The organism is Streptomyces sp. NPDC004065 (genome assembly GCF_044903565.1).
In the GTDB taxonomy this organism is placed as follows: Bacteria; Actinomycetota; Actinomycetes; order Streptomycetales; family Streptomycetaceae; genus Streptomyces.
Genome location: NZ_JBJDQT010000022.1, coordinates 63,306 through 78,979 on the forward strand (window position 1 = coordinate 63,306; position 15,674 = coordinate 78,979).

Annotated in this window: 8 protein-coding genes and 1 pseudogene; 6 read left to right on the forward strand and 3 right to left on the reverse strand. The window is 70.0% G+C overall.

Features of this window, described 5'->3' with window-relative positions; genetic code table 11:
* Nucleotides 1–20: 20 nt before the first annotated feature.
* Together ACI2LW_RS22605 and ACI2LW_RS22610 are read left to right on the forward strand one after the other, a co-directional pair.
* Nucleotides 21–1,841, forward strand: a complete 1,821-nt coding sequence (locus ACI2LW_RS22605; protein ID WP_404733012.1) for an IS481 family transposase — start codon at nt 21–23, stop codon at nt 1,839–1,841.
* Nucleotides 1,842–2,162: 321 nt separating this feature from the next.
* Nucleotides 2,163–2,857: pseudogene (locus ACI2LW_RS22610) on the forward strand (tyrosine-type recombinase/integrase); the annotation flags it as partial.
* Nucleotides 2,858–2,947: 90 nt separating this feature from the next.
* On the opposite strand, the gene ACI2LW_RS22615 reads toward ACI2LW_RS22610, so the two are convergent.
* The 3 genes from ACI2LW_RS22615 to ACI2LW_RS22625 form a co-directional block, all read right to left on the reverse strand.
* Complete coding sequence (locus ACI2LW_RS22615) at nt 2,948–3,352, reverse strand: hypothetical protein (RefSeq protein ID WP_404733013.1); 405 nt, start codon at nt 3,350–3,352, stop codon at nt 2,948–2,950.
* Nucleotides 3,349–10,119, reverse strand: a complete 6,771-nt coding sequence (locus ACI2LW_RS22620; RefSeq protein ID WP_404733014.1) for an RHS repeat-associated core domain-containing protein — start codon at nt 10,117–10,119, stop codon at nt 3,349–3,351. Before ACI2LW_RS22620 ends, ACI2LW_RS22615 begins: the two co-directional genes overlap by 4 nt.
* Before the next feature lie 607 nt (nt 10,120–10,726).
* Entirely contained in the window at nt 10,727–11,383 is a 657-nt protein-coding gene (locus tag ACI2LW_RS22625; RefSeq protein WP_404733071.1) for a pirin family protein, read from the reverse strand.
* 547 nt (nt 11,384–11,930) lie between these two features.
* Here ACI2LW_RS22625 and ACI2LW_RS22630 point away from each other — a divergent pair.
* The 4 genes from ACI2LW_RS22630 (at nt 11,931) to ACI2LW_RS22645 (ending at nt 15,589) form a co-directional block, all read left to right on the forward strand.
* Nucleotides 11,931–13,139: a PucR family transcriptional regulator gene (locus tag ACI2LW_RS22630; protein WP_404733015.1), complete on the forward strand. Its 1,209-nt coding sequence runs from the start codon at nt 11,931–11,933 to the stop codon at nt 13,137–13,139.
* Nucleotides 13,140–13,228: 89 nt separating this feature from the next.
* A complete protein-coding gene (locus ACI2LW_RS22635; RefSeq protein ID WP_404733016.1) occupies nt 13,229–14,146 on the forward strand; it encodes an ACP S-malonyltransferase in 918 nt (305 codons plus the stop codon).
* 23 nt (nt 14,147–14,169) lie between these two features.
* On the forward strand, nt 14,170–15,237 hold the full coding sequence (locus ACI2LW_RS22640; protein WP_404733017.1) for a ketoacyl-ACP synthase III: 1,068 nt from the start codon (nt 14,170–14,172) through the stop codon (nt 15,235–15,237).
* A 103-nt stretch (nt 15,238–15,340) separates the two neighbouring features.
* Nucleotides 15,341–15,589: an acyl carrier protein gene (locus ACI2LW_RS22645; protein WP_404733018.1), complete on the forward strand. Its 249-nt coding sequence runs from the start codon at nt 15,341–15,343 to the stop codon at nt 15,587–15,589.
* The last annotated feature ends 85 nt before the right edge of the window (nt 15,590–15,674 follow it).

Below are 15,674 nucleotides of genomic sequence, written 5' to 3' on the forward strand. Positions count from 1 at the left end.
TGCGTGTGGGGAGGCCGGGATTGGCGCTGGTGGAGTTGTCGGTTGTCGAGCAGAGATACCGGGCTGTGCTTGCCGTGCTGGCAGGTGCGACGGTGACCGAGGTCGCCGCGTCGCTGGGGGTGTCCCGGCAGACGGTCAGTGGGTGGAAGTCGAGGTATGAGGTCTCCGGACTGGCGGGGTTGGCGGATCGTTCGCGCAGGCCGGCGTCGTGTCCGCATCAGGCCTCTGCCGAGGTGGAGGCGGCCGTGTGCGAGCTGCGGCGCAAGCACCCGAAGTGGGGGCCGCGGCGGATAACGCATGTGCTGGAGCGGTCCGGGACAGTCACGCCGGTGCCGTCGCGGATGACCGTGTATCGGATCCTGGTCCGTCACGGGCTGGTGGAGCCGGGAGTGCGGCGCCGGAAGCGGTCGGATTACAAGCGCTGGCAGCGGAACCGGCCGATGCAGCTGTGGCAGATGGACATCGTCGGCGGCGTGATGCTGGTCAACCCGGTCACGGGCGAGCTGACCGAGGCCAAGGTCGTGACCGGGGTGGATGACCATTCCCGTTACTGCGTGATCGCATCGGTGGTCGAGCGGGCGACCGGACGGGCGGTCTGCGCGGCCTTCGCCCGGGCCTTGCAGGCGTTCGGGGTGCCCGAAGAGGTGCTGACCGACAACGGCAAACAGTTCACCGACCGGTTCGGGCAGGGCGGTGAGGTGCTGTTCGACCGGATCTGCCGGGAGAACGGGATCGCGCACCGCCTCACCCAGCCTGCCTCGCCGACCACGACGGGCAAGGTCGAACGGTTCCATCAGACACTGCGGCGCGAACTCCTTGACGACTGCGGGGCGTTCGAGAGCATCGAGGCGGCTCAGGCGGCACTGGATCGTTGGGTGGACGAGTACAACTCCATGCGTCCGCACCAGGCCCTGGACATGCAGTCCCCGGCGGACCGGTTCACCCCGGTTGCGGAACAGGAGCGGGAGGTACTGGGCCTGAAGGTCCCCGGAGTGCTGGCGCTGGTGCCGCAGCAGCGGACACCTCCTGCGGAGCCGGATCCGGTTGAAGCCTCGCCCGGGCCGGCCAGCCTTCCTGAGCCGGTCCCGGCGGCGGTGCCGGTGGAGCCCGGTGGGCCGGTGGAGTTCGAGCGGGTGGTGCCTGCGAGTGGGAATCTGCAGGTCGCGGGCAAGCAGTTCTGGCTCGGTCCGGCCCGCTCAGGCTTGATGGTGACCTTCTGGGCCGACACCTCGGTGATCCATCTGCTGATCGCCGGGGCGCGGATCAAGACCGTGCGGTCGCACCTGTCGGTGGCGGATCTGGGACGGCTGGCCGCTCGGGGCGGACGCGCGGCCGGACCGGCCCCGCTTCCGGCCGGCGACGGGGCGGCGTTCGAAGTGGACCGGGTCGTGAACAACAGCGGCCTGGTGGGCCTGGGCGGGCGCCAGGTGTTGGCAGCGGAGATCCTCGGCGGCCGCCAGGTGGGCATCCGCATCGACGAGGAGACGCTGTCGTTCTTCGACCTGTCCTCGCGGGAACTGCTGCGGGTGCGGCCCAACCCGCTGACCAGCGAGGAAGTCCGCCGACTGCGGGGCCTGCGTCCGGCCGGGCCGCCGCCGCGTCCGGGCATCGAGCCGGTGCGGGTGCAGCGGCGGGTGAGCGCGGTGGGCACCGTCATGGTCTGCCGCCAGGTCGTCTCCCTCGGCCGCCCGTACGCAGGCCAGACCGTGACCGTGCACGTGTCGGACACAACGATCAGCGTCGAGCTGGACGGCCAGGTCCGGGTGATCCGGCGCACGATCGACGTCCCGGTCCGTAACGTGAAAGCGAACAAGCCCCACGGGGCTCCCTACGTTGTCTAGGCCCACCGTCAAGCATCACCCGGGACAGAAACGTCAGGCATCAGCTGGGATCCGACATCCGGGAATCGTCCCCCTGCTGCCACGCCGTGGCGTGGTCCGGAGTCAGCGTCGGCGTCGGCCTTCGGCAAGTCTGTCGCGCAGGAGTTGGGCCTTGGCGGCCTTCTCCTCGTCGGTGTAGTTGCCGCTGAGGCGCTTGCGTTGCTCCATGACGGCTCGCATCGCGTCCCGGTGGGCTGTGGCGGCTTCGAATTCGGCGCCGGCCTTCGCGAGGCGTTCCTCGGCGGCCTCCAGTTCGGCGGCGACCTCGTCATCGGTCTTGCCAACATCAAGACCCCCGCATCCCGCCCTCGGCGCTTCAAGCCCTTCACCGCGAGCGAGGCCCGGCAGTTCCTCCACGCAGCCAGCAGCGACCGGCTGAATGCCCTGTATGAACTCGCCCTGCGCACCGGGCTCCGCAAGGGCGAACTCCTCGGGCTGCACTGGGAAGACCTCGACCTCAACACTGGCACCGCCAGCATCCACCGCTCCCTCCAGCGCACCCCACCGGCGGCCTGACCATCCTGCACACCAAGACTCGCGCCTCCGAACGCCGGATCGCCCTCCCGACGGAATGCATCAACTCCCTCAAGATCCATCAGGAGCGACAGCAGGAAGAACGTCGGGCAGCCGGAACGGGCTGGACGCACAACGGGCTCGTCTTCACCACCCCCACCGGTAGACCTCTCGATCCCACCACCCTCACCCGCCACTTCCGTCATCTCCTCCACCGTGCCGGGCTCCGGATGATCCGCTTCCACGACCTCCGGCACTCCACCGCCACCCTGCTCCTCGAACAGGGCATCGACCTTGTGGTCATCAAAGAACTTCTCGGCCACGCCCACATCGGTGTCACCGCCGGCGTCTATGCCCACGTTCGCCTCCGCCTCCAGCGCCAGGCCATCGATACCCTCGGCGACGCACTCAGCCCCTCCGGCGACGACCCCGACGACCCACCCACCACAGCCGTCGTCCGCTGACGTTGCCGTCACCGTTGCCGTCAAATCGCCCTGATGGCCCCACCGGAATTATCTGGTAGGGCCATCAGATTCACCCAAGGTGAATCAACTTCATTTCATGCGAAACAGTTTCCGCATCGCCGCTAGCTGGTCTTCTAGCGTTCCGACCTCGGAGCAGTCTGCTGGAGCGAAGATATCCACGAGGTCGTCATCAGAGGGCGCTTTTCCGGCTTGCAACGAGTAGGCCAATCGACCTTCTGTCATCTGCCTAGTCATCCCTGACGGGAAGACATTCAATCTCGCACCCTGGCAACACAGAAGCAGACCCATGTCTTCGAGATCGCGGCGGGCTGATTTGAGGCATTCCAGCAAATCAACCTCTTCGTAGATGCGCTCAAACTCTTCATCGGGCAATCTCATCCGAAGAGTCGAAGGCGGTGTAGAAACCTGGAGCAACACGTTCACCACCTCCCCGCTTACCCTGGTTGCAGTCCGAGCCAACTCTTCCACAATCATCCCCCGCCATAGTTGGGGTTCGGAACCCTAGTTCCGTCTCGAAGCCTGCAAGCAACGATGCAACTTGTGTCGACCCGCCCTGGAATTGCAATCTCCTTTTCATGCGCAAATGGGTTCCCAGGAAATTCCTTGTTTACGTCCACTCCATCAACACCGCGAATCTCGTAGACGTTTCCGCCACGCTTGATCGCCACAGACTCTGAAGTGGTGGTGGCAATATATCCAGAGTCCCTTGAGTATCCGGATGCGTGCTCCAAGAGGTCCATATTGTCACCTCTCGGCTCAAATCCCGACTCAAATATCTCCTCCGGGCCGCGGGTGTCGCTTCGGTAGAGCGGACAGGCGCCCCCTGAATTGTGCACGAGAACCGGCGTAGCCCCCGCCAGCACATAGTACGTATGCAGGCCGTCGACGGTGAGGTTGTGGACCGTTGTGTGTTCGGTGTGGTGGTGGAGGGATGTGATCTGTACCCACGTGCCGCTGCTGGTTTGCAGCCACTGGCCGGGAGTGAGTTTCTTGGCTTCCTGCCACTTGTGCAGTGCCGGGACCCAGAACGGGTGACCTTCGGTTGCGGTGATCGTTCGGTGCTGGGTGTACGCCGGGTTCTTTGTGGCCAGGGTGATGTCGACGAGTTGTTTTTCTCCGTCTCCCTGGATGAGAGCGGTGACCTTGCGCGGTGCTGTTTCGCCGGTTTCCGGGTCGGTGGCCATCACGGCGTCCCCGACGCGGACGTCCTTGATGGGCTTTTGGGTGCCGTCCGCCATGAGCACGGGTGTCTCGGCCGTGAAGCTGTTGGGCAGGGCGCACCGGCCGAGTTTTGTGCCCGCTCGTGCGTCGATGAAGGCGCCGAGTCCTTCGCCGAGCATGCCGGCCAGGCATCCCGTGGCGGCGGCCGTGCCCACCTGCCCCCAGTTGACCTTGCGGCCGGACAGACGCTGGGTGAGCCAGTCGAGGCCGCCGTCCATCAGCCCGCCGATGACACAGGCGGCGACCATGGGGTTGTTGCCCGACGGGTCGCTGTACGTCGTCGGGGAGGACAGGGCGTACTGGTACAGGTTGGCGCCGCCGCTGTGGCCGATGGGGTCCTGGGAGATGAAGCGGCCGGTCTGGGGGTCGTAGTAGCGGTCGCGGTAGTACAGCAGCCCGGTGCCGTCGTTCTCGCGGCCGGTGAAGGTGTACGGGTTCGACGATGCGGCGCCGGATGCGGTCGGCGTGCCGTTCGGGTCGTACGCGTAGGTCGTCGCGACCGTGCCGTCGGGGTTGGCCAGTCCGACCACGGTGCCGAGGGCGTCCGTGAGGTACACCTGCGTCCTGCCGCTCTCGGTGCGCGTCAGGAACTGGTCCAGGCCAGAGGTGGCCACCGTCGCCTTCGTCGCTCCGCTGCCGTCCTGTTCCACCAGCGGATTGGAGCCGTCGGTCAGGTAGCGGCTCGTCGCGCCGCCGGTGGTCTTCGACACGCGGTCGCCCAAGGGCCCGTAGCCGAACGCCGACACGGTGCCTGCCCGGGTCAGGCCGGTGAGTTCGCCGCGCGCGTTCCAGGTGTAGGTGCGCAGGCCGTCGTTCTTGAGCCGGCCGTCCGCGTCGTAGGTGAAGCCGCGACCGCCGTAGGTGGTGATGCGGTTGTCCTTGCCGAACTGTGTGCCGCTCTCGGCGGCGGGCAGCGCGACCTTGGCAAGGGATCCGGTCAGTCCGGTCTGCAGCGCGCGTGCGTCCCGTGTGTACGTCAGGTCGCCGACCGTCTTGGCGCCTCGGGCGTACGTGATGGACCTGATCACGCCGGTCGAGTCGTAGCCGGTGGTGCGGGTGATGCCTCCGGGCAGGGAAACCGTCTTCTCCCGCCCGACTGTGTCCAGTCCGAACGTCACCTGCTGGGAGCCGGTCGTGACCGAGGTGAGGATGCCGGACTTGTCGTAGCCGTAGGCCGTGCTCGTTCCGGCGGCCGTCATCGATGTGCGGCGGTCGTCGTTGTCGTAGCCGTAGGTGACGGTCCCCGTGGGGCTGGTGCTGCTCACCCGGCGGTCGTAGTCGTCGTAGGCGAAGCTCTGCTTGCCGGCCTGGCTGTCGGTGATCTGCTGGAGGCGGTCCTTGTCGTCGTAGCCGTAGGTGACGGTGGATTCGGCCTGGCCAAGGGCGTCGACGCCGTATCGCGTGGTCTTGGGACGGCCGAGGAGGTCGTGCTCGGCGGTGGCCACCTGGCCGGACCTGCTGGTGGCCTTCGCCAGGAAGCCGGCCGTGTCGTAGGCGAACAGCGCCTGTGCGCCCAGCGGGTCGGTCGCCGACTTGGGCCTGTCGGCGTTGTCGTAGGTCCAGGAGGTCGTGTTGCCGCGGGCATCGGTCAGGGTCGTGAGGTTGCCGTTGGCGTCGTAGTCGAGCGCGGTGGTGTTGCCCAGCGGGTCCGTGATGCGGCGGGTCTGGTTGAGCTCGTCGTAGGAGACGGCGGTCCGGGAGCCCGTCTGGTCCGTCAGGACGCTGATGCGGCCCGCGGCGTCCGTGAACTGTGTGGTGGTGCGGCCTTCGGAGTCCTCCACGGAGGTCAGGTCGCCGTGCCGGTAGGAATAGCGGGTGACGGCGTTCGCCTGGTCGGTGACCGTCTCGACCTGGCCGTCCGGCCGATGGGTGAAGGTGGTCCTGCGGCCCTCGGGGTCGGTCGCCGTCCGGAGGTCACCGGCGTCGTAGGTGAAGGTGCTGGTGTGGCCCAGGGGGTCCGTGGACTTCGTCGGCTGGTCGTAGGGGCCGTCGTACACCGTGGTTCCGGACGAGCGGGCCTTCGCCGTGCCCGCCAGTTGCGTGACGGAGGTGACGTGCCCGTTGGCGTCGTAGTGGGGCTCGGTGCGCCGGCCGTAAGCGTCGACGACTGCGGCGACGCGGTGGCCGGCTCCCCGTTCGTAGACGGTCTTGCGTGCGAGCGGGGAGCCGTACGCCTCGGTGTCCGCCACCGCGTAGCCGGAGCCGTCGAACTCCACCCGGCGGACCGCTCCGCCCGGTTGTGTCACCTGCGCGGCCGTGACCTGGCCCGTGCCCGCCAGGGTGAACGCGAAGGAATACTGCTGTCCCTCGGTCAGGGTCTGCGTCTTGATGCGGCCGTTCGCGTCGTAGGCGTTGGTCATGCAGACGACGCCGCGGGCGTCCTTGGCCGTCGCGATGCGGTGGGAGGCGCCGTCGTAGGTGTAGGAACCAACCTTTCCCGCCGGGTCGGTGACGGTCTGCAGACGTCCTGTGCTGTCGTAGGTGTACGAGGTGGTGCGGCCGGTGTTGTCCTGGGCCCGGGTGACCCGGTGCTGGGCGTCGTAGGTGAGGGAGATCCAGCGGCCTCCGGGGGTGGTGATGGTGGTGATGTCGCCCTTGGTGCCGTTGGAGCGGGTCAGCCGCAGGGTGTTGCCGTGGCGGTCGCGGATCTCCTGCAGGGGGCCGTACCACGGGAAGACGTAGTCGGTGCCGTCCCGGAGGCGCAGGTGCCAGTTTCCGGACTCCTGACTGATCCTGGAGCCGTTCAGGACGGTCGGAACGCCTTCGGGTGAGAAGACCGCGTCGCTGTAGCCGGAGCCGGAGGTGCGCACATAGTGGACCTTCTTGCCACCGGGGATGTACAGGTCCACCTCGTTGTACAGGCTCTTGGAGTGCAGATAGAGGTTGTACGACAGATCGCGGCCAATGCCGAAGGCCCTGGAGCGGGAGTCGCCCTGCCAGTACGTACGGGTGATCTCGGCCGAGCCGAGCGGATCGCTCACCCCCAGGTCGGTGTGGGAGTCGGTGAGCAGACCGGTCTGCAGATCCACCGGGTCGCCCGACAGCCAGTCGAACAGGTCGACGATGCCGGAGACGTCGAATGGAATGACGTCGGAGACGCTCAGCATGGCCCCGTCGAAGGCCCAGATGCGGGTCTTCGCGTCCGGAACGACCTGTTTGCCGTCGCGGGTGACGGTGCCATGGCCGTAGGTGTGCCACCCCTTGCCCGCCGGATCGTAGGCAAGGAAGTCCACCCGGGTGCCCGGGGCTTCCCGGGTGTAGTTCGGGTAGATCACCTGCGCGCCCTTGGGGAAGACGTAGGTACCTCCCGGCTGCACGGTGAAGAAGACGGGTACGGCGCTGTTCTCGGGCAGGGGGAACGGAGGCCGGTCGACGGGAATGGCCGTGATGCCCAGTTCGGTGACGGGCTTTCCGTTCTCGTCGCGCACCACCGAGCCCCGGGGAATGCGGACCTCGAGGCCCGGGATCTGCGGAGTGGTGAGCGTGATGTCCGTCTTCGCCGGGGCGTCGAAGGTGACGGTGTGCCTGGTGTCCAGCGGTGTCATCCAGACCGGGAACCCGAGGTCGCTGCTGCGGTCCCGCACCGGGTGGATACGGATGCGGTAGCGCCCGTACGTCCGCCTCTCCGTGTTCGCGGTGGCGCCGTCGACCACGAGGGTCCTGGCCCGGGCGTCGATGTCCGGGAGCAGGAAGCGTCCCTGGCCGTCCGTGCGGGCCGCCTTCTTGCCGACGCGGACCGTGACCCCGGCCAGCGGCGTGCCGTCCAGCTTGAGGACGTGACCGGTCAGCGCCGTACTGCCGGGGGCGGCACGCAGCCTTGGCGGGGCCTTCGGCGCGGCTCCGCGTCCGGTGATCCAGTCCCGGCCTTTCAGGTTCCGCGCACTCGGCTGCCAGGCGTCCGGCCCCTTCGGCACAGCGCCGGCGGCCTTCTCGGCCTTCACCGCCTCCGCCATGGCCCTCTGGTCCAAGGCGTCGCACTTGTCGGCCGGCACCTGGACCGAGTCCGGCAGCGGAAGCCCGAAGCGGAGACTGAGGCAGATTGCCTCCAGAGAGTAGCGCGGCACAGCGGAAGTCAGCGCCGGCAGACCGGATCGCGCCGCCGCGGCCGCCGTCTTCAGACTGAGCGAGACGCTGCCCGTCCCGGCGTTGCCCGGGTTGATCACCACTTTGTACGAGCCGGTCTCCGCAAGCCCGGTCAGGGGGATGGTGCCCGAGGCTCCGGCGGCGAGGAAGCGGCTGCCGACCACGGTGGCGCCCGAAGGTGCCAGGACACTCACGGACAGGCTCTTGGTGAACGTGTTGGAGGCGAGACCGAGCGAGAGGTTGGCGCCTTTCCGGGCGGTAAAGGACGCGTTGATGTCCTGGCCCGCGCGCGCCGCGGTGGCCTTGACCGCGGCGCCTCCGCTCGTGAGCGTTCCCGCGCCGGCGGGCTTGGACAGCGTCAGGGTGATCTTGCCGGTGTCCAGTTTCTGTCCGGTGACGCGCACGGTGTAGGTTCCGGCCGCCGCCAGCGCCGGGCTGTCCCACCCCTCGTCACGTCCGGGCGCGGTGGTGAGGCTCGTGACGTAGCTGCCGCCCGGTCCGTTGACCGTGATCACCGCGTACGAGGGGATGGTGGTCCCGGTGCCGGCGAGGCTGAGGACGTCCCCTGCCTTGGCCGTGAAGGCGGCGACCCCGTCCTGGCCGGGCCGGGCCAGATCCAGGGTCTTCGACGCGCCCGCGGGGTCGAGTGTCCCTCCCTGCACGTAGTGGGAGGCGGTCACCCTCACCGTGCCCGTGGCACCGCCGTCGGGGTCGCAGCGAACCGTGTACCGGCCCGTCTGTGACAGCGAGTCGAGGTCCAGTGAGTTGCCGTCACCGTTCGGGACGGGCAGATAGTCCGACCGTGAGCCGTCCGGCCCGTACAGGTAGCAGCGGACGTAACCGCCCATCGCCTTGGCGTCGACCGCCAGACTCAGCGAGTCGCCCTTGACGGCGGTGAACGTCCAGCGGCCGTCCTGCCCCAGCCGGGACAGCCGCGTGGTCGCCGTGGGTCCGTCGAACGCGATGGCCCCGCCTGCCGGCTCGGACAGCATGACGGCCACCGACCCGGTGTCGGCGTTCCGCGGAGCGATGACCAGTTGGTACGTGCCCGACTCGGGTAGCTCGTCCACCTCCCAGTCCGCCGCGGTGCCGCCGAAGTTGGCCGCTGTCACGGTGGTGCCCTGAGGGGAGACGAGACTGATGTCGACCTGGCCGGAGAAGGTCGCTCCCTGCAAGCCGAAGCCGATCGCGTCACCCCGGTCGGCGTCGAACAGGACGCGTGCCTTGTGCTGCGCGGTCACCACCGCCACCTGTGACGGGTCGGGGTCGGACACGGCGGCACGCATCGTCGTGTCGAACTGCGTCCCGGACGCGTCCTCCATGACGGTGAAGTCCCTGGGCGCGGTCGCCGAGCCGTCCGGGGTGCCCATCTCCACACGTCCGGTACGGGCGTTCGGTGGCACCACCACCGTCAGCGAGGTGCTGGTGTGCTCCTTCACCGGGGCCACGAGGCCGTTGAACCGCACGACGTTGTCGGTCGCGGCCGGGGCGAATCCCGTGCCGGTCAGGTACACCTCGGTGCCGGGCGCTCCCGCGGTCGGTTCGATCTTCGAGATGGCCGGCCCGGGCGGCAGGACGACGAACGACTCGTTCGCCTCCGCCGTCGAACCGCCCACGCTCACCGTGACCTTGCCGCCGGCCGCGGCGGACGGAACGGTGACCACCAGACGTGTCGCGGAGGCCGAGTCGACGGTGGCCGCCCTGCCCCCGAAGGCGACGGTGTTGTTCGCGGCCGTGGGCGAGAAACCGGTGCCGGACAGCGTGACCTTGGCGCCGGGTGCGGCACGGACCGGTACCACCGACAGCACCGACAAGGTGCTGGAGGCATAGCGGTCGACGCCGAGCCGGTTACCGGACTGGTCGTACCGGTAACGGGCCGTCTGCCCACCGGGGTCGGTCACACCGACGAGGCGGCCCGCCGCGTCGTAGGCGTACACGGCGTTGCCGGTCGTGGGCTCCGCCGCCGCGGTGTCCTTCCGGGCGGGGGCGGAACTCCGCGGCTCCCGGTTCTCCGGCGTTCGGTTCTGCGGCTCCCGCGGCGCCGTCTGACGGGGCGGGACCTTCGGCGGTTCCGGTCCCGCGGGAACCGCTCCCGCTGACGCCGTGCCGACGGCCAGGGTCAGGAAGAGAACCCCCACCGCCATCAGCCGGCCGCGGCCCCCGCCTCTCGCCGCACCACCGAGTCCGCCTCGCGGTCGCATGCGCCCTCCCCGGAACGCCGCACAGGGCAGTCGGGCCCCGTGATCCCCACCTTCAACGCACGAGCCGTCACACCATAGGCGTCAAAAATCATGTACGCGTCAGGATGAGGGCGGAGTGGCCGGGATCATCCGCGACCGGAACAACCGGACATTCAACCGGTCACCGCATGTCGTCCGGCCGAGTGCCAGGTCATGAGCTGGCCCGAGCATCGGGGGCGCTCCTCCGCCCTTGTCGGCCGCCGGCTTGCGTAATGGCTTGAAGGGGTCACGTCGGGACGGCGACGGGTGCCCCTGTTCTCACCGGCAGCGAGGAGCCGGGGAACCGGGCGGGCCGCCCCGTCGCTCAGCCGGCCGTCATTTCCCAGACCAGCAGCTCCGCGTCCGTGACGGCGAGTGCCTCCAGGGACTCGGCGCGGGTGATGCGGGCCGCGTCGCCCGGGCCCAAGTGCTGGTCGTCCAGGCCGACTTCGCCCCGTACGACATGGACGTACACGTACGCCCCGTCCGGGACCGCCGTGCGCTCCCCCGCCCTCAGCCGGCGGACGTGGAGCATCGCGCCCGCCTCCGGGACGGCGTACGGGGTGGAGTCGGCGATGCCGCGCACGATCTCGTAGCGCGGCTCGCCGCCCGGCTCCAGGGGGGCCAGCCACATCTGCACGAAGGTCAGGGGCGCGGCGGCGTCGTTGCGCTCCACGTGGCGGACGCCGCCGCCGGAACTGAGGCGCTGCACGTCTCCGGGGCGGACCACGGTTTCGTGGCCGGTGGAGTCACGGTGGGTCAGCTCGCCCTCGACGACCCAGGTGACGATCTCGGTGTGGCTGTGCGGGTGCTCGTCGAAGCCGGCGCCGGGGGCCAGGCGCTCCTCGTTGCAGGCGATGACCGCGCCGAAGCGGAGGTTGTCCGGGTCGTAGTGCGGGCCGAAGGAGAAGGCGTGCCGGGAGTCGATCCCGGCGCCCGGTTCCCCGCCCTCGTAGCGCTCCTCGGCGCGCCGTACGTCCATCACGCACCCCACGGTAGACCCCGCCGACGGCAGACCCCGCCCGCCCGCCGCGGGACGCCGTCCGTACGCCCGTACGCCCGACGCCTGCCGCCGCCTCGGCCGCCCGCCGTCGGCCGCCGCCCGCCCGCCGACGGCCCCGGCGCGGGTCGGGCGCGGGGCTGGGCCACCCCGGGGCGGGTCCGGATGACTTCCAAGGCCGGTCCGAGGTGAGTCCGGGGGGCCCGAGGCGAGTCCGGAGGCGGGTCCGGGGTGGCCCCAAGGCCGGTGCGGGGTCCAGGGGTGGCCCCGTGGCCGGCCGGGGTCCCGGGGCAGGCCCGGCAGGACCCCCGAGGCCGGTCCGAGGCGAGTCCGGGGCGGGTCCGGGGGCGGGTCCCGGGCAGGCCCGGGGTGGCCCCGGGCGGTGCGGGAGGAGGGGTGTGGACCGGGTGCGGTCCGGTGGGCGGTGGCCGGATCCGAGGGGGGGCGGGGCCGGTCGCGGCCCGGCCGCCGGCCGCCGGTCCCTACCCGCCCGCACGCACTGGCGTCCGGATGAGGCAGTCTTGTCCCCGTGCCCGAACCCGAATCCCACCCGACCACCGAAGCCGCCGTGCGCGGCGGCCATCAGCACTCCGCGACCCTGAGAAGGCTGGAGAAGTCCTCCGGCTCGCTGGCCGCGCAGGCCATCGCGCGGATGGACGAGACGCTGCCGTGGTACCGGGCCATGCCACCGGAGAACCGCTCCTGGATCGGGCTGGTGGCCCAGGCGGGCATCGCCGCCTTCACCGAGTGGTTCCGGCATCCGGACGCGCCCCAGGCGATCTCCACGGACGTGTTCGGGACCGCCCCGCGCGAGCTGACCCGGGCGATCACGCTGCGGCAGACCGTGGAGATGGTGCGCACCACCATCGAGGTCATGGAGTCGGCGATCGACGAGGTGGCGGCGCCGGGGGACGAGGGCGTGCTGCGCGAGGCGCTGCTCGTGTACGCCCGGGAGATCGCCTTCGCCACCGCGCAGGTGTACGCCCAGGCCGCCGAGGCACGCGGTGCCTGGGACGCCCGGCTGGAGTCGCTGGTGGTCAACGCCGTGCTCAGCGGCGAGGCCGACGAGGGGGCCGTCTCGCGGGCGGCGGCGCTCGGCTGGAACTCCCCCGAGCATGTGTGCGTGGTGCTGGGCACCGCGCCCGACGGGGACTCGGAGCTGACCGTGGAGGCGATCCGGCGGGCCGCCCGGCACGCCAAGCTCCAGGTGCTCACCGGGGTGCTCGGGGACCGGCTGGTGGTCATCGCGGGCGGCAGCGACAACCCGCTGGCCGTGGCGAAGTCGCTGATCGGACCGTTCGCGGCCGGGCCGGTGGTCGCCGGGCCGATCGTGCCCGACCTGCTCGCCGCGACCCGCTCCGCGCAGGCCGCCGCGGCCGGGCTGAAGGCGTGTTCGGCCTGGCAGGACGCGCCTCGGCCGGTGCTGGCGGACGATCTGCTGCCGGAGCGCGCCATCGCGGGTGATCCCGGAGCCCGGGAGCAGTTGGTAGAGGAGATCTACAGACCGCTGGAGGAGGCCGGGTCGGCCCTGCTGGAGACGCTGAGCGTCTATCTGGAGCAGGCGAGCAGCCTGGAGGGCGCCGCCCGGATGCTTTTCGTTCACCCGAACACCGTCCGCTACCGGCTCCGACGTGTGACTGACGTCACCGGATGGTCACCCTCCGATGTACGATCCGCGTTCACGCTGCGGATCGCGCTGATCCTGGGGCGTCTGACCGATGGAGATCTTCAGGCATAAGGTTTTGTCGGGGGTCCACAAAACCCCTCCGTGTTCTTCGTCCCTGTCCCCACGGGCGGCCGTGCCCGTCCCCAAGAGAGAGTGTGAGAGTGCTCGTACTCGTCGCTCCCGGCCAGGGCGCCCAGACGCCCGGCTTCCTGACCCCCTGGCTCGAACTGCCCGGCGCCGCCGACCGCGTGGCGGCCTGGTCGGACGCCATCGGACTGGACCTCGTCCAGTACGGGACCCAGGCCGACGCGGAGGCGATCCGCGACACGGCGGTCGCCCAGCCGCTGCTGGTCGCCGCGGGCATCCTGTCGGCCGCCGCGCTCGGCGACGTGGCACCCGGTGCCGTCGCCGGCCACAGCGTGGGCGAGATCACCGCCGCCGCCTTCGCGGGCGTCCTGGAGGACACCGCCGCGCTGACCCTGGTGCGCCGCCGCGGCCTGGCCATGGCCGAGGCCGCCGCGATCACCGAGACGGGCATGTCGGCGCTGCTCGGCGGCGACCCGGAGGTGTCCGTGGCGCATCTGCGCAAGCTCGGCCTGACCCCGGCGAACGTCAACGGCGCCGGCCAGATCGTGGCCGCGGGCACCATGGCGCAGCTGGCCGCGCTGAACGAGGACAAGCCCGAGGGCGTCCGCAAGGTCGTGCCGCTGAAGGTGGCCGGGGCCTTCCACACCCACCACATGGCCCCCGCGGTCGACAAGCTGGCCGAGGCCGCCAAGGCGATCGCCCCCGCGGACCCCAAGGTCACCTACGTCTCCAACAAGGACGGCCGGGCGGTGCACAGCGGCGCCGAGGTCGTCGAGCGGCTGGTCGGCCAGGTCGCCAACCCGGTCCGCTGGGACCTGTGCATGGAGACGTTCAAGGAGCTCGGCGCCACCGCCCTGATCGAGGTGTGCCCCGGCGGCACGCTGACCGGTCTGGCCAAGCGCGCGCTGCCCGGTGTGAAGACGCTGGCGCTGAAGACCCCCGACGACCTCGACGCGGCCCGCGAGCTCATCGCCGACCACGCGAGCGCCTGACGCCCGAAGGAGCCCGATCGAACATGTCGAAGATCAAGCCCAGCAAGGGCGCCCCGTACGCACGCATCCTCGGCGTGGGCGGCTACCGGCCCACCCGGGTCGTGCCCAACGAGGTGATCCTCGAGAAGATCGACTCGTCCGACGAGTGGATCCGTTCGCGCTCCGGCATCGAGACCCGGCACTGGGCCTCGCCCGAGGAGACGGTCGCGGCGATGTCCGTGGAGGCGTCCGGCAAGGCCATCGCGGACGCCGGCATCGACGCCGAGCAGATCGGCGCGGTGGTCGTCTCCACCGTCTCGCACTTCAGCCAGACCCCGGCCATCGCCACCGAGATCGCCGACAAGCTGGGCACGGACAAGGCCGCGGCCTTCGACATCTCGGCGGGCTGCGCCGGCTTCGGCTACGGCCTCACCCTCGCCAAGGGCATGATCGTCGAGGGTTCCGCGGAGTACGTCCTGGTCATCGGCGTGGAGCGGCTGAGCGACCTGACCGACCTGGAGGACCGGGCCACGGCCTTCCTGTTCGGTGACGGCGCCGGCGCGGTCGTGGTCGGCCCCTCGCGGGAGCCGGCGATCGGCCCGACCGTGTGGGGCTCGGAGGGCGACAAGGCCCAGACGATCAAGCAGACGGTGCCCTGGGACCGCTTCATCCCCCGCTCTCGAACCGGCTCGAGCGGGGGCACCCCCACCGGCGACGTCTCCGAGCTGCCCCTGGACAGCGAGGGCAACGTCAAGTTCCCCGCGATCACGCAGGAGGGCCAGGCGGTGTTCCGCTGGGCCGTGTTCGAGATGGCGAAGGTCGCCCAGCAGGCGCTGGACGCGGCCGGGATCAGCCCGGACGACCTGGACGTCTTCATCCCGCACCAGGCCAATGTGCGGATCATCGACTCGATGGTGAAGACGCTGAAACTGCCGGAGCACGTCACGGTCGCCCGTGACATCCGCACCACCGGCAACACCTCGGCCGCCTCGATCCCGCTCGCGATGGAGCGGCTCCTGGCGACCGGCGAGGCGAAGAGCGGCGACACCGCGCTCGTCATCGGCTTCGGGGCGGGTCTCGTCTACGCCGCTACGGTCGTTACCCTCCCCTAGGCACTCCGTGCCGGATCATGCGGTCCGGTGCGGACAACGCACACACCTGCCGCTGCCGCGGCGGGCGCCACACCGTTACGGAACACAACGAAGGAGCGCCGACATGGCCGCCACTCAGGAAGAGATCGTCGCCGGTCTCGCCGAGATCGTGAACGAGATCGCCGGGATCCCCACCGAGGACGTCCAGCTGGACAAGTCCTTCACCGACGACCTGGACGTCGACTCGCTGTCCATGGTCGAGGTCGTCGTCGCCGCCGAGGAGCGCTTCGAGGTCAAGATCCCGGACGAGGACGTCAAGAACCTCAAGACGGTCGGCGACGCCACCGACTACATCCTCAAGCACCAGGCCTGATCCACCGATCACTGCCTTGGGCTGACTGCCCCGCCACCCGGCGGTGGCGCCGTACGAATCCTCGTATCCCGTTGGAGAAAGAATT